The 18210-nt window shown below is 38.4% G+C and carries 14 protein-coding genes and 2 pseudogenes; 5 read left to right on the forward strand and 11 right to left on the reverse strand.

Translation table 11 applies throughout. The features are described from left to right. Nucleotides 1–301 precede the first annotated feature (301 nt). Together RRG12_RS39395 and RRG12_RS39400 are read right to left on the reverse strand one after the other, a co-directional pair. On the reverse strand, nucleotides 302–523 hold the full coding sequence (locus RRG12_RS39395) for a hypothetical protein (RefSeq protein WP_420762939.1): 222 nt from the start codon (nucleotides 521–523) through the stop codon (nucleotides 302–304). 221 nt (nucleotides 524–744) lie between these two features. Further along, nucleotides 745–879 carry a hypothetical protein gene (locus RRG12_RS39400; RefSeq protein ID WP_420762940.1) on the reverse strand — a complete coding sequence of 45 codons (135 nt, stop codon included), beginning with the start codon at nucleotides 877–879 and terminating at the stop codon, nucleotides 745–747. Between the two features lie 361 nt (nucleotides 880–1240). Between RRG12_RS39400 and RRG12_RS39405 the strand changes: the two genes are divergently transcribed. Beyond that, nucleotides 1241–1444: a CopG family transcriptional regulator gene (locus RRG12_RS39405; RefSeq protein ID WP_069074876.1), complete on the forward strand. Its 204-nt coding sequence runs from the start codon at nucleotides 1241–1243 to the stop codon at nucleotides 1442–1444. Here the strand turns inward: RRG12_RS39405 and RRG12_RS39410 are convergent. After that, on the reverse strand, nucleotides 1415–1942 hold the full coding sequence (locus RRG12_RS39410) for a hypothetical protein (RefSeq protein ID WP_420762941.1): 528 nt from the start codon (nucleotides 1940–1942) through the stop codon (nucleotides 1415–1417). The genes RRG12_RS39405 and RRG12_RS39410 overlap by 30 nt on opposite strands. Before the next feature lie 163 nt (nucleotides 1943–2105). Here RRG12_RS39410 and RRG12_RS39415 point away from each other — a divergent pair, with 163 nt between their 5' ends. Both RRG12_RS39415 and RRG12_RS39420 read left to right on the forward strand, forming a co-directional pair. Beyond that, nucleotides 2106–2501, forward strand: a complete 396-nt coding sequence (locus tag RRG12_RS39415; RefSeq protein WP_420762942.1) for a hypothetical protein — start codon at nucleotides 2106–2108, stop codon at nucleotides 2499–2501. Nucleotides 2502–2582: 81 nt separating this feature from the next. Further along, nucleotides 2583–2828: pseudogene (locus RRG12_RS39420) on the forward strand (transposase family protein); the annotation flags it as partial. Between the two features lie 14 nt (nucleotides 2829–2842). On the opposite strand, the pseudogene RRG12_RS39425 reads toward RRG12_RS39420, so the two are convergent. From RRG12_RS39425 to RRG12_RS39440, 4 genes and pseudogenes are all read right to left on the reverse strand, one after another. After that, a pseudogene (locus tag RRG12_RS39425) lies at nucleotides 2843–3274 on the reverse strand (IS4 family transposase); the annotation flags it as partial. Nucleotides 3275–3411: 137 nt separating this feature from the next. Beyond that, nucleotides 3412–6159 carry a CHAT domain-containing protein gene (locus RRG12_RS39430; RefSeq protein ID WP_420762943.1) on the reverse strand — a complete coding sequence of 916 codons (2748 nt, stop codon included), beginning with the start codon at nucleotides 6157–6159 and terminating at the stop codon, nucleotides 3412–3414. 43 nt (nucleotides 6160–6202) lie between these two features. Continuing rightward, nucleotides 6203–9388 carry a filamentous hemagglutinin N-terminal domain-containing protein gene (locus RRG12_RS39435; protein WP_420762944.1) on the reverse strand — a complete coding sequence of 1062 codons (3186 nt, stop codon included), beginning with the start codon at nucleotides 9386–9388 and terminating at the stop codon, nucleotides 6203–6205. 168 nt (nucleotides 9389–9556) lie between these two features. After that, nucleotides 9557–9754: a transposase gene (locus RRG12_RS39440; RefSeq protein WP_420762945.1), complete on the reverse strand. Its 198-nt coding sequence runs from the start codon at nucleotides 9752–9754 to the stop codon at nucleotides 9557–9559. Between the two features lie 627 nt (nucleotides 9755–10381). On the opposite strand from RRG12_RS39440, the gene RRG12_RS39445 reads away from it, so the two are divergent. Both RRG12_RS39445 and RRG12_RS39450 read left to right on the forward strand, forming a co-directional pair. Beyond that, a complete protein-coding gene (locus RRG12_RS39445) occupies nucleotides 10382–12712 on the forward strand; it encodes a CHASE2 domain-containing protein (RefSeq protein ID WP_420762946.1) in 2331 nt (776 codons plus the stop codon). A 13-nt stretch (nucleotides 12713–12725) separates the two neighbouring features. Further along, nucleotides 12726–13571, forward strand: a complete 846-nt coding sequence (locus RRG12_RS39450; RefSeq protein WP_420762947.1) for a DUF928 domain-containing protein — start codon at nucleotides 12726–12728, stop codon at nucleotides 13569–13571. 18 nt (nucleotides 13572–13589) lie between these two features. Here the strand turns inward: RRG12_RS39450 and RRG12_RS39455 are convergent, their stop codons facing one another. From RRG12_RS39455 to RRG12_RS39470, 4 genes are all read right to left on the reverse strand, one after another. Continuing rightward, nucleotides 13590–14639 (reverse strand): DUF1822 family protein, encoded by a 1050-nt coding sequence (locus tag RRG12_RS39455; protein ID WP_420762948.1) that lies wholly within the window; start codon nucleotides 14637–14639, stop codon nucleotides 13590–13592. Nucleotides 14640–14669: 30 nt separating this feature from the next. Continuing rightward, nucleotides 14670–16115: a hypothetical protein gene (locus tag RRG12_RS39460; protein ID WP_420762949.1), complete on the reverse strand. Its 1446-nt coding sequence runs from the start codon at nucleotides 16113–16115 to the stop codon at nucleotides 14670–14672. Between the two features lie 491 nt (nucleotides 16116–16606). After that, nucleotides 16607–17383 (reverse strand): MinD/ParA family ATP-binding protein, encoded by a 777-nt coding sequence (locus RRG12_RS39465; RefSeq protein ID WP_420762950.1) that lies wholly within the window; start codon nucleotides 17381–17383, stop codon nucleotides 16607–16609. A 95-nt stretch (nucleotides 17384–17478) separates the two neighbouring features. Next, the gene (locus tag RRG12_RS39470) at nucleotides 17479–17958 is read right to left on the reverse strand and encodes a hypothetical protein (protein WP_420762951.1); all 480 of its coding nucleotides are present in this window, start codon (nucleotides 17956–17958) and stop codon (nucleotides 17479–17481) included. Nucleotides 17959–18210 lie beyond the last annotated feature (252 nt).

Consider the following 18210-nt stretch of genomic DNA (forward strand, 5'->3'; position numbering starts at 1 on the left):
TAAACTTGCGTCCTTGCTTAAATTAGGATTCCAAAGTAGGGGTGTACTGAAACAGCATGGATTTTGGAAAGGGCAGCATCATGACTTAGAGCAATTTGTACTAGCTCGAAATTGAGAGCAGTGTAGGCTAACTAATACAACCAGATAGATTAACATAGAGCCGAGATGCCACAATGCTAAAGGTGCAACAGCCCAAACCATCGTCCTGACAACGGAACAACTTACAGTTAAATCGGGTACTCACAATGAGAGTACCCTTGGCTGAGTCATATCTACTACCGAACACCTGACCATTCTTGAACTACTTGGTGGGATCAAAAGCTACGACTATCTTCCTCCAGGTGGGAAAATAGTCATATTTTGACAACAAATTGTTGTCAAAAGCTGGGCAAGCGTTGCCCCCCGAAGTAGCAATCGTTGGTTGTGGAGGCGCGGTTGTAACAAGGGCAGAGATGAGGCGGGGACGGCGATAGAGATGCTTAAGCCAAAGGCGATCGCAGATGTCACTCCAGTACAAGTCCATAACCTTACTTCCCGGCAATGGCAACCGGGAGTAGTGAAAGACTACTCTTCGCTAGCGGGGTTTGGTGTCGGTGCGCTGTGGGAGGCGAGGGCTTTTATGCTTTCAGTGGGGAGTATGTCGTGGTGGAGAGTGGGCAAGAAGAGAGCTGCATCAAGCTCTACTGTGTAGTACTAAAAATTACAGAAAATCATATACTCTCAACGCAGTTTCTAAAGTTCTGGTTACTTCTGGTTAGCAGTTGGCTTGCGAACAGTCGCAGCAGTTATACGATCAACCAATCCTGGCATAATTAGCTTTACCCAAGGGAGTACTTTACCTTTCAACGTCATGATGTGTTCTCTTTTACGCCGCTCCATTTGCTTTTTTCTTTACAGCTAGGCGAAGATTTAGGGGGTTGGTCGGAATTGGTGATTTTGGGTATTCTATCTCTTTTACAGCAGGAATTCTATTGGGGGCGGTTGTTGCGATCATAGACAGAATTAATTATAAATACTTAGTAATATTTACAAAACATCCAAGCTCATTTCAAATTTCCTAAAGTTCATAAAAATAATTTATCAGTGAAGTTTTGGGCTACAAGTAAATACTCTGGGGAGGGATATGCTAAAAATGATTTTACGGCAAGTATGCTGTGGTTAACATCTATATATTTGTTAAGTATTGCACTTGGCATTTAAAGTCTAGATAATTCATTAAATTTAATTATTAGGGCAAGTCATGAACAAAAAATGGGCTATCAAACGAATTACAATAAATCTCGCATCAGTTGAAAGCGAAAAACTTGAAAAATATTGTGCAAGTACAGGTAGACCTGCAACTGATGTGATTCGGGAGTTGATTCGCTCTTTGACAATAACCGAGTTGTCAGCGTCTGAACAGACTACACCTACCCTAAAATATGATGTTCCCATTCTGAAATAATGGCAGTTGAATAACTTGGGTTTGTTTGGCGTTATCAAGGTTAGACAAGGAAATGCCAAGCAACCTAATACTGCGATTCTCCAGGTCAATTGATAAAAACAGTGTTTTGGCTATCTCAAAAATCGTAGAGAGTTCACTGATAGGAGCAAGCATTGTCTTACTGCGGGTTAGCTGCTGATAGTCAGAGAACTTGACTTTTAACGTTAATGTGCGTCCTCGCGTTTCATGCTTCTCTAACCTTTGCTCGACAATTTGGGCAATCTGTTCGAGTTCTTGCAACATCTGGCTGATATCACTTAAGTCCTGTGCAAACGAGGTTTCTGCACCAATTGACTTACGAACTCGATTTGCTTCAACTGGGCGGTCATCTTCTCCCCTGGCAATCTTGTAATAATAATGACCTGCTTTACCGAAGTGGTGTGTTAGCTCAGTCAGCGATCGCTCTTTCAAATCTGCCCCAGTGTGAATGCCGAGTGAGTGCATCTTCGCCGCCGTCACCTCCCCAATGCCGTGGAACTTCTCAATCGCTGTCCTCTCATATCAAAGCTTTTAGATTTGAGGATGTACCTCATAGCTGCCATAAGTGCTGTAAGCGCATAAAACTGTGAGAAAATTGACCTCGTAATTTATGCCAAATTTTGAATTGATCAAAGTCAATTTTATGAAAAAGAACTATGTTCTCCTGACATACGCCTTATTGATTTGCACTGCTGCACATCAAAAAGCTCTCTTCATGAGGTTTGGAAAACGGAAGAATATAAAGTGGTTTATCAAGAATGATCGTAATAAAACTGCCGTGTGGCGGTATGGTAGCGATGGAGTAATCTTCATTGATGGTTTAGCAGGAGTGTTTAATGAACGAGGTTCATACAATGGCTACTGGGTACAAAAGTCTTCATCGGCAGGGCGGCCGCATCATGTCAATAAGCAAAGTCTATTCTCAATAGAGCCAAATTTAATGTCATTAACTCTTGCTTATTGCGAAAATTTTAGGCGATCACTTTGGGGCTTAAAAAATAATCAAGCGCGAAATCCTGATTTTTTCGTTGGTTCTTAACCTTCGTTGTAATCAAGAGTAATTTAGATGCGTTTGCCCTGTCTTCATCGGTACGTTGCGATACCTATAGAGAAGGAGCAGATGGGAAACCTACTTATCATTGGGGCAGATTTAAAGTCACTGCTTCTAGATTTAAAAGATGTGAAAGTTATATCACATCGCCTTCATGTTGGGATAGGAATAATTTTACAAATAGAATCAATAAAATCATACAGTACTTGTCCTCGCTGTGGGAAAAAAAGCCATAGATTACATCAAAATCATCGATACATTGTTAAAGATTTACCTTTCGGTGAGAAACCAGTATTTTTAGAAATAAATCTGAGGGGGCGACATGAAAGCTAAAACGTAGACAAAATAAGCTCCATAGCCCTTATACCTCGTAAATAATACTCGATCTTATTGCTATTTAATCTCATTAATTTTTGAACAATACACCAACAATTATCTATAAAATTTACCCAGGTTTGACTATATAAACCGACATAAAAACTGCTATGCTTCCTGGTCACTCGTCCATATTCTTTGACTCTATCAATATATTTTTGTACACCAATACGCTTAATTTTTTGCCCTTGAAAAGTGGACATACTATAAGCAAAAGATATTATTAATATCAGAGATATCAAGCGATTACCTGAAACATTTGTATCTTCTAGCTTGTAACCACCACTTTTAAAATCTCGAAACCTCTCTTCAATGTCAAACCGCTTTTTGTAAGCATTAATAGCCGAAGTAAGATCGTTTAAATTTGTTAAGATAAACCACCCTTCAGCTAATCTAGTGAATTTTACCACACTAGATAATAACTTACAGCCTGGGGGCTTTTTGCACATTTTGGATGCTCCCTGATTTAATATTTGCCACGAATCAATAAATTAATTCTGCATTCATGATGGATGGAAATATATCAAAGCCAATTGCCTACTAAAACGTAAGGTGCCCAATAAAATGGGTGTTCTCTATGGCGTTGTAAAATAAGTTGTTGTGCGCGACGTAAGGCTTCGGATTTAGTGAGATTAGGGTTATTTGTTAACTGCCGATAAAACTCACTCATCAGCACAGCAGTAGATTGATCATCTACTCGCCACAAAGAAGCTAGAGTGCTACGTGCACCTGCACGTACAGCTATTCCAGCTAATCCTAAGGCGGCTCGCTTATCTCCAGTGGCTGTCTCACAAGCACTGAGAACCAGTAACTCGATGGGGGAAGTTACACGAGATCCTTGTTTGATTACTTGTTCTCTAGTTTGCAGTAATTCGTGTAATTGCTTAACATTAATTTTTTCATTCCAAGCTAGAATAAATGTCTTTGCTAGTTGAGAACTAAATTTACCATGAGTTGCCAAATGAACTACGGGAAAAGATACAGAACTAATTTCTTTTTCAATGTTGGTTCTAGTAAAATTTTGATTGAGAAACTGTTTGGAATTGCCAGGGAGAATCGATTTAATTTCTTCTAATTCATTGGCTACGTGAGGTAAAGAACTAAAGCCAAGACTTGATTCACTTACTCCAGCAGTTAGAGCTTGTAATTGTTGCTGTTTTAGTTTTGGTTCTAGCAATCGCAGTCCAGGAGATAGAGCGATGCTGTACTTTTCTATGAGATAATTTTGACCATTGTAGAGGGCTGCCATAGGGATATTGCGTAGGGAACCATCCAACACAAATACTAAATTCTTGACTTGATTTTTTTGTAAGTATGCCTCGGCAGGTGTGATCAGCCAGTCGTATACTTTTTTGGAAAGTAGCTCGCGATCGCGGAAAGTATAGCGTTGTTCTAGTTTTGTGCGTAGCTCGTCTAAGGTAGCTTCTATTTGGCTTTCAAGTTCGTAAGTTCTGTAATGGAAAAGTTCATCTATGTGCGGTAATTTCACAATTACTTCTATCCGGTCTGCCAAAATAATCGGGTAAATAACTGCTGTTGCTGGATTAGAATTATCGACAATATCATCAATGTCAGTGGGTTGAGCGATGGAGCAAGCATCCCGAAAAAAATTGTCTATTTCAGCTAGTTGTAGTGCTTCTATGACATCACGAGCTTGCTTTAAGTTTTGGGAACTTGGTTGTTCATATCTTAATAATAAAGCCACAAGCTGGCGATATACTGGTTCTACTTGATCGCGAAAATCAAATTGGAGATCAGGATTAAGAGCGACTAAATCACTGCGTAAAGATTTAAGAGTATTGACTGCTGTGGTGTAAGCTGCGATCGCCTCTGGGAAATTTTGTTGCTGCCAGAAGAGACGACCCAATTGCCATTGCCATAAAAAAGCAATATCTGATGCCTGAATCATTTGGGCAAGATTTAAAGCTGACTCAGTATTTTGACTCGCTAATGACCATTGTTGAGTGTTTTCGTATAGTTGCCCTAGATAACCCAAAGCATAGGATTCGGCTCGTTGGTCTTGAATTTCACGAGCTTGTTGCACAGCAATTTTTAATATCTGGATAATTTCATCCTGAGTAGAAGTTGCGGATTTGAGAAGATGCTTGTTGTCATCTGCTGTACTTTGTTGATTGAGACATTGCCAACTATTGGCAAAATTCACTCTGGCATAAACCGTGGCGCGACTGGGGTTTAAACTAGCGATCGCTGAGTGTAGTCCTTGTAATTCTTCTGTAGTCGGCTGCTGGTGAAGTTCTTGTAATATGTGCAGGCGATTCAGTTGGGCTTGAATAGTTGTTAGTGAAGAAGTCGATTTATGGGCGCTTTGCCTATAAAAATCAGCCGCTTGTAGATAATCAGCTTTAGCATTTTCTGTGATGTTCGCTTGTCCACAGCGTAGCAACAAAGATTCATTTTCCTTGCTACTATCTCTTAACACTTTTCTGCTACCAAAGGCAAAAGCTGTATTACCCAAACTCAATAAAGTAGCACTTTCTTCGGAAAGAGATTGCAACTGTTGAGCTATGACCAAACTTTGTTCAAGTAATTGTTGAGAATTTTCTAATTCGCCACTAACTCGCAAAGCGTTGCCTAAACCACGCAATCCAGAGGCTTTGAGCAGAGAATTTGGTTGAGATTGCAGATTTTGTTCTACTTGTGCAAATACTTTCATGGTGCTACGGTATAGCCCCAAAGACTGCAAAGCTGTAGTTTGATTAATTAAGCTCCCGATGCGTCCAGATTCATCTCCAATTTGGGCATAAATATCAGCAGACTTTTCCCAAAATTCTAATGCAGATTCGGCTTGTCCCATTGCTAATTGCAAGCTACCTTGGGTGTTATAAGCAAGAGCAAGAATATGTTTGGCATTATTTCTATTCAGCTGTGATTGAGTTAATAAATTTAGGCTGCTAGAGATAGCTGTAGTTGCTTGATTCCATTGGCCAAGTTTTTGTTCAGCCAAGGAAAGATAGTTTAATGCTAAAGCTTGATTCAAGATATCTTGTTGTGACTGATAAACTTGTACAGCTTGCTGTAAGCTTTGGACTGCTGGGGAAAATTTTCCTGTCTGGTAAAAAGTTTTACCTTGTTGGACTAATTGTTCGCCACTAGGGAAATCTGCAACAGAAGATGTAAATTTAGACTGGGCGGGTAATATATGCCAGCCCAAACTCAAAATGAGTCCCATCACAATTAATAAAATAATTCTCAAGGGGCGCTGCCAAAAATATTGATACCTAAATAGGGATAAACGGATTTTTCTAGGCATCAATAACTCCTTGATTAACAACTAAAGCTTGCAGATCAATAATTTATGACTGACATCCAGGTATTGAATTACCTAAGTTGCGGGGGGTTACTGTAGGTGCAGTAGCAGTCAATATCACTTCTCCTTGGGAATTGACTAACCATCCTTGTGCTTCCACAATCTTAGATTTAGATGAGATATCCTGTTGTCTGCTCTCACCCCTGTCTGCCATCACCTCATTTCCCTTGGGAACAGCCGTCACTCGCCAATCCTCCCACACGGTATCATTACTCAGTACTGTATTGGGAGAGGGAGGTAAACCACCTCGTCCGGTAATAGTGAAACTGCTACCAGAGTCCACCGCGCAGATATTCTGATTGATTAAACTAGCAGCATCAATAACTTCTAGTTGTAAAGGAATTAATCCTTTGCTGGGGTCTACATCGGGTGTAGTGATTTCCACAGTCCCGCTTAATTGGGAATCTGCTCCTGTGGCAGTGATATCACTTTCTAGGGTGAGAAAATTACGAAACTGGGTGCCAAAAATGCCTTGAGTATTGATTCTGACATTACCTCCCCGGAAGTCAGTAGAATTAGCTGTGATGTCGCTATTTTCCACTGCAACTAAAACATCAGCATCAATATCGATATTACCGCCAATAATATTTATACCTGTAGCGTTAGTAGTGATTTGACTGTTGCGCCTTAGAATTAAAGATTGCGATCGCAAGATAATATTCCCCTCGTTAGCGACAGTATCGGAACTGAAAACGCCATTCCTTAACAGGATAGAGTTAGCATCAACAATAATGTTACCGGCTGACCCATCACCATTACTAGTTGTAGATAGTCGAGCGCCATTGCTAACTGTCAATTTTCCAGATGTAATTTTGATATCTCGACCATTACCTACGGCGTTTGGTTGGACATCGCTAAATATGCCACTAGAATTGCCACTGGTGACTCCATCAAATAAAACTTGCCGGGCATCAATATTGACGTTACCTGCGTTTCCTTGCCCATAGGTACTGGCAAATAGTCCCCCGCCTTGGGTTCCTGCTATTGAGTCGGCAAAAATGTTAATGTCGCCACCATCGCCAATACCAGTGTCATAGACAACGCTATATACTCCACTGCTGCCGCCAAAGAAGCTATTCACCCCAGCCAAAGAGACTTGCTGGCGAGCATTGATATTGGCGTTACCTGCATTTCCTTGTCCATAGGTACTGGTAAAAAGTCCCCCGCCGTTGCTCAGTCGTAATGACCCAGTAGTAATATCAATATCACCTCCTTGTCCTACAGCACCAACTTCTACACTGCTGTAGACCCCACTAGAGCCACCATTTTGATTGACTCCATCCAAAAAAACTGTATTATTAGCTTGAATCTTGACATTGCCAGCATTCCCCTCTCCATTGGTCACGGTATACAGACCAGCGCCGCCTGTAATGTTGAGCAAGTTAGTAGTTATATCGATGCTCCCACTGTCACCAATAGCTTCTTCCTGCACTGAGGTGAGTACTCCACTGACACCACCATTACTATTTACTCCATCCAAGAAAATGCTCTCGCTGGCATCAATCTTGACATTGCCAGCATTTCCCAGTCCATAAGTAATAGTATTCAGTTGAGCGCCGTTGGTAATCGATAACAGCCTAGTGATGATGTTGATGTCACCCCCATTACCTATAGCTTGGTTGCCATTATCGTCAGTACTGACTGAGGTAAATATGGAAGTGGCAGCACCGTTGTTTCTGTTTTCTCCATCCAAAGTTACATTGTCAGCTTGAAGACTCACGTTACCTGCATCTCCTTCGTTTCTGGTGATAGCATTTAGCTGCGCTCCATTGCTGATGGACAGCGCTCCAGTAATAATGTCAATGTTACCTCCCTTACCTTTCCCTCCCGGTGCCACGGCGCTGAGTATGCCGCTAGCACCAACATTAGAGCCATCAAAAATAACACTATTGTCCGTACGAATATTTATATTCCCTGCGTTTCCTTCACCGAAGGTAATGGTATTGAGTTGAGCGCCATTGTTGACAGAAAGCGATTGAGTGGTAATGTTGACATTGCCTGCGTTGCCTTTTCCTGTGTCTGCAACAGAGGTAATAATTCCACTGGTACTGGCATTATTTCCTGCCGAATCTATGACAACATGACTTTTAGTTTGAATGTTAGCTTGGCCGCCATTGCCTATTCCAAAAGTACTACTAAACAGTTGAGAGCCTGTGAGTAAGTTCAGGGAATCAGCCACTAAATTAATATTGCCAGGATTACCAGTGGCTCCTAAATTGATGATGTTTTGGATGACACTAGATTCGGTGAGGGTAATAGCTCCATTGGCATTAACATCAATATTGCCTGCAACTGTCTCAGCTGTCCCAGCATTGTCGGTGATACCTGCATTTAGACTGCTGCGTTGAGCAAGATTTAAGTTTTGAGCATTGACGGCAATATTACCACCGCCGGTGGCTACCACACTAACTTTCGCTCTATTTGTCAGAGAAATATCTGCACGTGGTGCGGCTATAGGAAAATTCAATTTCTGGATAATTCCGTTACTGTCAATATCTAAGCCGACAATATCTGGAGCGATTAAGCCTCCTAATTCAATACGGCCACCAGCCGCTATTAATTGACCGCCATCCATGCTGATGTTACCGCCAATTAATGCTAAAGTTTGACCAGAATTTACTTGTAAATTAGCTCCCTGAACTATAACATTGCCTACATTACTGCCAAGTTGCAAACCAATGGGTACATTGATGCTTAACAACGGATTAGGCTGCGGAGCGATCGCACTAAATTCAACGTTATTAGTAAATTGAATACTATTGGCAGATGAGGCTAAAAAGGAACCGCCAATATCTAAGCGAGCATTTTCACCAAATATAATGCCGTTGGGATTAATCAAAAATAGATTTGCTATACCATTAGCCTGAATTAAACCATCAATATTGGAGATTGACCTACCTGTAACTCGACTAATGATATTTTGAATATTTGTTGCATTTTGAAATGCGGCTGTAGTACCAGTAGGGATGGAAAATTCTGAAAAACTATGAAATAAATTGTTGTTGACTTCCATACCACCAGCAATATTTATCACATTGCCCCCTGTATTTACAAGGGTATTGTTTGGTAAGGTAGTATCTGGAGAAATATTTTGAGCAAAAGCATTGTTTACTAGGAGAAATATTAGACTATTGACTGCTATGCCTATTTCGGAAAAATAGCTTTTATGCATAAATTTGAGCGAGAATAAACCTGAAAATCAGGTGAATTTTATATGAGAGGATGTCTGAAAAGTTTTTAATCGGTAATTTTTATCACGCAAGTTGTTTGAGCATCAAACAAAACATTGCAATGTAAACAAAGGTTTCGGTAGTTTCGGGTAAGATTTCATAATCCTTACTTAATCGCCTTTCCACTTGGGAAAATCGTTTGGGAGCATTAGCCATGCATAACCCGCACACAAGATACATAGTATGGCGTTCACGATCGCTTGCATATTAACACTGCGTTTTCGACCACCTTTTTTTGGAACAGGAATTAGTCGTGATAGTAGTTCCCACTGCTCAGAAGTCAGATTACTTGGGTACGATGGATTCATAGCTCTCGTAACGCTGTCATGCTTAAGTACTTTTTCTAGTGACAGGACACCGTTACGTGAGCTTTCTTACTTTTCAGACATCCTCTTAGACTTTTTTTGTCTGGTTTCTTGTAAAATTTTAATCAGTCAATCTTGCAATACTTTATTGCCACAAGCGTTAAAATCTGAACATTAACAAAGATAAATAAACAATGTTAATAAAAGGTTAACAAGTCAATAAGATTGAGTAAAATGTTAAGCTAAATGAATAATATTTTGGAAACAAAAGGATTTTAAATAGATATTCAATATGGAATTACGAAATCTTAGTGTTGTGTGGTAAAAGAATATATATAAGAATTTGAACCAATAATTACTTAATGATGAAGCTCTAAAATCTCTAAAGTCAATCCCAAATCTCAAATTGAAATGCTTTGACACCAAAAACTGATTTTTTAGTTATTTTCGCACTTTAGTTTTGATCACAATTAATATAAAAATATATTTAGTCGATTCTTTAACTATACTAAGCTAAACGGAAAAAATAATTGCGGCAGATGGAGAGTTAAAAGAATTGGTAGAAATTATCTCAAAATTTAAATCAATCTAAATTATTATAACATTTAACCACTAATAATATAGCTAGCAATGAGTAAGTTAGTTGTGATCAACTTAGAAAGAGGAAATCTTAACGAGGGTTTTTATCCTGTCACTGCCCAAATTTGGGAAGGTAACAATTCACGTCCCACAAAATTTACTGCGAGTTTACCTGCTGCGCCAGAACTGTTGGATCTATATCAACGCTTTCAATTAATTTATACTGCCCTCTCCCAAGGCTTTAGAAAGCGCTCGGAACTAGAAATAGAAACAGTAGGCTTAAATAACGTTAGTGAAATAGATTTTAGTGATATTTGTCGGTTATTACAAATACAAATTAATAATTTGTTAAATTCAAATTCATTTCGCCTTATAGACCAACAATTAAGAGCGCGTTTGGCTTTAAATGAAGAATTTCAAGTGATTATTGAAACCAGCGATAATATAATACGGCGGCTACCTTGGCATTTGTGGAATTTTTTTGAAGATTATCAAAAAGCAGAAATAGCTATCAGTAGTTCTAAATATGAAAAAATTAAACAACTAACTAAAAATACGACTTCTAAAGTTAGAATATTAGCAATTTTAGGTAATAGTACAGGTATTGATATTCAGCAAGATCGAATGATACTGGAACAATTGCCTAATGCTTCTTGTGTGTTTTTGGTAGAACCTTCACGCTCAGAATTAGATAAATGCTTGTGGGATAAACAAGGCTGGGATATTTTGTTTTTTGCCGGACACAGTAGTAGTGATGATGAGAAAGGTCAGATTTATATTAATCAAAATAGTAGTTTGACTATTTATGAGTTAAAGAATGCTTTGAAGTATGCGCTCACTCGCGGTTTGAAATTGGCGATTTTCAATTCCTGCAATGGTTTGGGATTGGCGCAACAGTTAGCAGATTTGCATATCCCTCAAATCATTGTGATGCGAGAGAATGTACCAGATTTAATTGCTCAAGCATTTTTGAAGTATTTTTTGTTAAGTTTTGCTAGTGGTCAGTCTTTATATTTAGCAGTACGTTACGCACGGGAAAGGTTGCAAGGTTTAGAAGATGATTTTCCGGCCGCTTCTTGGTTACCTATAATTTGTCAAAATCCAGCAGAGGAACCACCAACTTGGGATGGATTACGCGGTTTAAATGATACAATCGCGCCTGGTTGGTTGAATAGACAAAGTCTGCAATTATTATTTCTGGTGAGTATCGTCATCACTAATTTAATTTTTGGGATGCGATCGCTAGGAGTAATCCAGTCATGGGAATTATTGGCTTTCGATGCGATGATGCGGATGCGACCAGATGAGGGTATGGATCAACGACTGCTAGCGATTACGATCACCGAAGCAGATATTCAAGCGCAAAACCAAAAGCAAAAAACGTCACTATCAGACGCTACACTACAACAATTACTGCAAAAATTAACTCCCTACCAACCCCAAGTCATTGGTTTAGATATCTATCGTGATTTTCCTGTAGATAGCCAATATCCCGAATTAGCAACTCGTTTGCAACACAACAACGAATTGATTGCTATATGTAAAGTTAGCGGTGGTACCCAAAAAGCAATTGGTGTTTCACCACCTCCAGAAGTTTCTGGGGATCGTGTGGGCTTTAGCGATGTGTTACTGGATGAAGATTATATTATGCGTCGCCAGCTGCTATTTATGAATCCTAGTTCTGAATCTCCTTGCCAAACAAATTATTCCCTGAGTTTTCAGTTGGCACGCCAGTACCTGGCCAAACAAGATATTCAATTGCAAATTACCGATAATGGCTTCTTACAGCTTGGTAGTGTTGTTTTTAAACCTATAGATATGCCGACAGGAGGTTATCAGATATTTGACCCCAGGGGACACCAAATATTACTGAATTATCGTTCTACACCTCATGTTGTGCAACAAGTTACTCTTAGCCAAGTTCTCAATGATCAAATTAATCCTGAGTGGATTCGCGATCGCATTATTTTGATTGGGGTTGATGCCGAAAGCGTCAAAGATACCTTTTTCACACCATATATTCAAGGTAATATGCGTCGCCAAGAAGTACCAGGAGTTATAATTCATGCTCAAATGGTTAGTCAGATTCTCAGTGCAGTTTTAGACAATCGACCATTATTGTGGGTATGGCCTGTATGGAGTGATTTTCTTTGGATTTGGAGTTGGTCGTTAGTTGGAGGTTTAGCAGCTTTATACCGCACTTCACCGTTGCGACTGGCACTAATTAGTGGTACTGCACTCATCACCTTGTATAGCAGTTGTTTTGTTTTATTATTTTTTGGTGCTTGGATACCTTTTGTTCCTTCAGTGTTAGCATTGATAGCAAGCAGATTTGGCTTCAAAGCTTCTGCTCGTTTCTTTTTAAGAAAGAAAGTAATTTAATAAGACAAAACTGATGAATAAAATTAGTTTGTTATTCCAAAGAATCGTAGTATTTAGTCTAACCTTTTATTTAGCTAATATTACACAAATAGCAGCACAATCTAAGCAGTTACGCAAAAATCATTTAAAAACTGCAAAAGTAACTTTTATTCAGCCAAACTTAGTTAAAAAGCCGGAAAATCGGGGTGCGCCAAAGGAGCGCACAGGGGCTGGAACTCGTGGTGAATGTCCTACACTTGCAAATAAACCAAAGCTAACTGGATTAGTCCCTTTGATGCAAATAACCGACAAACAAAAGCAATTAGAAGCTACAAATACACTCATATCAGAATTTGTTTTAGGGTTAACAGTATCAGAATATCCAACTTTTTGGTTTTATGTTCCTTATTTACCTAAAGATATTAAATTTAGCAAATTTATTCTGCTTGATGAAAATAAAAACTCTGTGATGAAAGAGCCTCTTGCCATCACTATATCTGAAATACCAGGAGTAATTAGTGTTCAGATACCTAAAACAGAAAAAGCTCTAGAAATCGGTAAATATTATCATTGGTACTTTGTAATTAATTGCAATTCACAAGGGAACTCTGAAGATACGGCGGTTGAAGGATTAGTTAAAAGAATTGACCCCAATCCCGATTTAGAACGCCGCTTACAACTAGCAACACCAAAAGAACGTGTTGGGTTATATGCTGAAGCTGGAATTTGGCAAGATGCTATCTCTCTTTTGGGTGAACTTCGTCGTACTCAACCACAAGATTCTCATCTGGTGTCTGATTGGCAAGATTTATTGGAATCTATAGATCTAAATAGTGTGATGAATGAACCCATTACACCGTGTTGTGCCTTGAATAACTAATAACACGTATGTTGATGATTACAGTTCAAAATTTTCTCTTAGTCTGATATCCCCTAAACTCACCTCAACAGCAAATAATTGTCCTGGTTCACCTTTAAAAGTATTGAGTTGAATGTAATTATCTTGACTTCTAGAATTAACTTCACACAAAATATTCCCCATTGTTGATACTAAACTCAGCCTAATATTTTGTTGCAAAAACTTTTGTCCAATTTGTGGATGTAACTGAATTAATACACTTAATTTATTGTCATTTTTTGGGGTGATATTGACTAGTAAAACTACATATTGATTTCCTAATTGTATTCCCAAGTCAATCAACCTACCTCTTTTTACACCTTGATCAATATTTCTCAAGCCCAAGGACAAATTTTTATTTGGGTTGATTAATTCCTCAATTGCTTGCCAACCTGCATCAAATTCACCCTGCAACCATTGTCCCAGTTTGGTGATATTTTTTTGGAGATATTGTTCTAATTTCTTATCAGTACTCGCATCTGCAATTGTAGGTAAAGGAATACTTGCTTCTTCTAGGAAACGACTGTAAAATAATAAGTGATTTGGTTCAGGATCGAATTCTGATAATGGTATGTCGTAAAAATTATTTTGGATGATTTGTGAATTAGTTATATGCAGATAATTAAGCAAATGGTCGCACCGAATAAATCCTCTAATAATAATTTCTTGCTGTTCTTCTAATACTTCTATTACTACATATAAATGAGCTAAAAAATCGGGATTGTCAATAGAATTTTTTGGGAAATTAACTACTTCATTAAGCAAATTTTCCGTAGCAAGCACATAGAGTTTAAATTCACCTACCTGCAAAAACATCAAAGATTCAATTAAATTGTTTTTTCTCTGGATTGGTTCCTGTGGTAAATGTTCTTTAAGCCATTGTTCAAATCCAACAAGTGCTAGTGCATTCAAATATGTTTGCCATTGGTAGGTTTCGTTATAGGGATACTGACTAATATCTTTAGCCCAATTTAAATGTTCTGGTTCTAAATAAATTACTTCTGGTAATAAGAGTCTCAAGTTAATGGAACTGTTGGGATTGTTAATCATTAATTTTACCTTACAAAAGTTTTATTGACGTTAATTGTTGTTAACTGTTTGATGAATTTTCGCCAAAGTAATTCGTAACTGTTGAGCATAAAAACTGTCCAGAGAACGGCTTTTTCCTGCTCTGATTTCTTCTCCTGCTTCTTGAAATACTTCTTCATCAGCAAAATTTTCTATTTGTTCAGCTAAGGTTTTGAGATAGTCTGGTTGAGGGGGAATTGTTGTTAAACCTTTTTCTTGAGCTGTGTTTAAAATTTTTTCCAGAAGTTGCTGTATGGTTACAGTCCTAACATTGCTCAATAGTTTGCCTGGATTTAATACTCTTCTCGCTTGATCCCAGCTTGTCATACTCAATAAAGGCACTATTTCCTTCAAACTTTTATATTCACAGTAATATAGTTGTAAGCCGGAAATATATTTTGTGGCTAGAGAAGCATAGCTTCTACTTTTGAGCAAGTTTTTAATATTATTACTCACTTCTTGCTCTATGGCAGTAACTACAGATATCCTTAATTGTTCATGTAAAAAATGTAGAATTTCTTGTTGTTCTACATCTACTTCATTAAAAGACTCGGTTGGTAAATCTAATCTGGGTGTATAGTTACCTGTTTCTGGGTCTTGAAACTCCAGAGGTTCTCTATAAGTCCAGATGTCATATTGTCTCAATTGCTTTGCTACTTGTTCAAGTCCTCGCTTTAAATTTTCAGTGCTGTTGATGATGATATCTCGTTTTTGTAAACAAACAAGCATTTCTTGCAACTGCATAAGCGAAGGATCTGGACATCTTTTAGCTTCTATGTGTCTTTGCTCTCGCCTATCTCGACGATATACAGTATGAAAAACTTCTACTAAGTGGCGATCGCGTTCAGATAAATTTTCAATTTGTTTAGGTCTGGTTTTATTTAATAATGCCCAATCACTGAGATGTTTAAAACCAAATTCTGATAAAAAATCTTTAAGTTCTGAATTTTGTTTCGTTTGTAAGTATGCCCAATTATCTAAACTCATGCTGGATTGAGAATGATATTTAAATGTCCGCAAAACCTCAATAGTAAAGAATTTATAAGGCTTTTTCTTTACGTTATCATGCTCATCAATGACAAGTTGAGTTTTGCGATCGCTATCTAGAATAATCTGAGTTTTACCATCGTCATTCAAAACAAATGGCAGCAAATCATGGTAGGTGAAATACTTGTCACCGCCAAAGAGATGATCAATTTTTTGGCAGGCTTTCAAAATGGGATAAGAAATATAACTTCTCAAACAAAGTCCAGCTGCGGCAATACTTGTGTTATCAACCGTAGAATTTGGAGTGTGAAAATAACCAAGTAGAAAAGCTTGTGTATCCCCATTTTGGCAATTGACCACTTCTTCTTCAAAAAACTGCTGCGCCTTTGGTACTACATACAGTTGGTATCCAAGTTTGGTATCAGCAGAGCTAATTCGCAAAATTTTCCAGTATCTTGATGATGCACCCATAGAACCTACGATATTCTGGCTTTAGTAACTTTTTCAGATTATTGCATACGCTAACTATATAATATTGAATTTACCTAACAATGTTGCCCACTTCTTATAAATTTATTCTGCCGTTACAATACCTTTTCGCTTTAAATTTTAACTTTTAAAAATTTCTGATAATGATAATCACATAGAGGGGGAAGGAGGGAAGCGTAGCTTTCCTCCTTCCCCCTCCTCCGCGCACGATTATTATTCTTATTCAGTTTCATACCTAATTTTCTGAAAGTCCTGTGTGGTATAGTGCTAGGAAATTCAACTTGATTATCGATCTTTAATATTTAGATGCTTCGCCCTAGAAAATACCCTAACCTTGCAGATATGGAGCATTTTTTCTTAACACACCCCATAAACTTGGGTTATGAAGATGGAAAAGTAGATAGGGCGTTGAACTATATCCACCTACGGTTTCAGTATTAGAGAAACAGCAATATTGGCAAACTCACTTCAAATTAATCCAGGATTTGTCTCACAACTTTATTCATCTCTTGAGTCCAAGGATGCTGAGGATATCGCAGGCAAAAAACATCCTCACTGGCGAGTTCAACCATTTCTTCGCACAAAGGAAAAATACCAGCCACTGGTACATTGTAAGTTGTCTGTATTTTTTGTTGTAGAGCGGCAAAATCAAATTTAGTGAGGACTTTATTAACCACTAATAGGATTTTAGGGACTTCCAGTTCGCAAGCGATATCAACAGCCACAGCCGTGCCTTGGTAATCTTGAGTATCTGGACGCATGATCAGTACCAATATATCAGAAATAGCAATTGAGAGTAGAGTCTCTTCGTTGATGCCGGGATGAGTGTCAATCAATAGATAGTCTAGTTTGAGGCTACGGATCAGATCCTGGTAGCCATCATTGAGTAAATCCACATCATACCCATCATTTAAAATACGGGCAATGTCAGTTGATTTAATGCTCGAAGGCACAATGTAAAGAGCGCCGTTGTTGGTACTAGATTGATGACTTTGTTCTACTTGGAGAATTTGGCTAATATCGTAAGCAGCTTCTTTGATCTTACAGTTACCCCACAAGTAGTCATTTAGAGTAAGCTTAATCTTTTCTTCACCCAAGCCAAAAATGACATGCACCCCTGGTGACTGAATATCAGTATCAACAATACCTACTCGATTCCCGTAGCTGGCAATTACTGTAGCTAGGTTGCTAGTTGTATTGGATTTGCCAGTTCCACCCCTAAATGAGTGAATAGATACAATTTTAGCCATAGTGTCTCCGTGTCAAGTACAGAATATTTTTCTACTAATTAATTAACGATTTATGCTACCAATCTCCTTTGTGGCGCTGATAGGATGAAACACCTCTATCCTCTAAGCTGTTTGACTTTCTGTTTCAATTGCTGAAAAGAATCAGTTTTGGTAATTTGAGATACTTGCTGCATTCGCTTATACTGGTCAATACCAATTTTGAGTTCTTCCACCTGCTGTTTTAATTTTTCCTCTCTGGCGTTGATTTGTTCGGTCATACGTTGAAATACACGCGCCAGCTGACCTAGCTCATCAGTACGAGCGGCTACTTCATTGAGCATCTGAGATTGAAATTTTCCTGCTTCAACAGCAGCAGCAGCAGCAGTAATACAATAAACTTGCTGCAAGTATCTGCTCATCTGTTCGTTTTTGTGGTGCAGTTCAGCTTCAACATTATTGGAGTGTTCAATATTTGTCTCCAGTAATATTTCTAAATCTGACTTTTCATTTTCCCGCTTGAGGAGTTCTTGCTTCAGACGTTCTATTTCTGAAAGTAGTTGCTCCACTGATTTCTTTGTTGTTTGTAATGTTTGCATAATTTCCCCCCAGAGTTTTTGCTCAATGTTGGGATATAAATAAAGCAGTTTAATAGAATTAAGTTACCTCAATCCCTCATTAACTTATACTTTCAAGAATTTCAAACTTACGCACTTGACCAATAGTTTTGGGCAAATACAATAGCTTGGACTTTGGACAAAAAGAAGATAGTTCGCGAGTTACACTTGCGAACTAGAAACTACGCATCATAAATTACCCCAGTTATTTTTCAAACTCAGTAAATCGCAAAG

The sequence above is a fragment of the Nostoc sp. CALU 546 genome (assembly GCF_048836525.1).

Coding starts and splice junctions, on each gene's coding strand:
- RRG12_RS39400 (WP_420762940.1), bottom strand. CDS start 879: ATGGAGCGGCGTAAAAGAGAACACATCATGACGTTGAAAGGTAAAGTA.
- RRG12_RS39435 (WP_420762944.1), bottom strand. CDS start 9,388: ATGCATAAAAGCTATTTTTCCGAAATAGGCATAGCAGTCAATAGTCTA.
- RRG12_RS39395 (WP_420762939.1), bottom strand. CDS start 523: ATGGACTTGTACTGGAGTGACATCTGCGATCGCCTTTGGCTTAAGCAT.
- RRG12_RS39455 (WP_420762948.1), bottom strand. CDS start 14,639: ATGATTAACAATCCCAACAGTTCCATTAACTTGAGACTCTTATTACCA.
- RRG12_RS39470 (WP_420762951.1), bottom strand. CDS start 17,958: ATGCAAACATTACAAACAACAAAGAAATCAGTGGAGCAACTACTTTCA.
- RRG12_RS39440 (WP_420762945.1), bottom strand. CDS start 9,754: ATGAATCCATCGTACCCAAGTAATCTGACTTCTGAGCAGTGGGAACTA.
- RRG12_RS39405 (WP_069074876.1), top strand. CDS start 1,241: ATGAACAAAAAATGGGCTATCAAACGAATTACAATAAATCTCGCATCA.
- RRG12_RS39460 (WP_420762949.1), bottom strand. CDS start 16,115: ATGGGTGCATCATCAAGATACTGGAAAATTTTGCGAATTAGCTCTGCT.
- RRG12_RS39445 (WP_420762946.1), top strand. CDS start 10,382: ATGAGTAAGTTAGTTGTGATCAACTTAGAAAGAGGAAATCTTAACGAG.
- RRG12_RS39465 (WP_420762950.1), bottom strand. CDS start 17,383: ATGGCTAAAATTGTATCTATTCACTCATTTAGGGGTGGAACTGGCAAA.
- RRG12_RS39415 (WP_420762942.1), top strand. CDS start 2,106: ATGAAAAAGAACTATGTTCTCCTGACATACGCCTTATTGATTTGCACT.
- RRG12_RS39450 (WP_420762947.1), top strand. CDS start 12,726: ATGAATAAAATTAGTTTGTTATTCCAAAGAATCGTAGTATTTAGTCTA.
- RRG12_RS39430 (WP_420762943.1), bottom strand. CDS start 6,159: ATGCCTAGAAAAATCCGTTTATCCCTATTTAGGTATCAATATTTTTGG.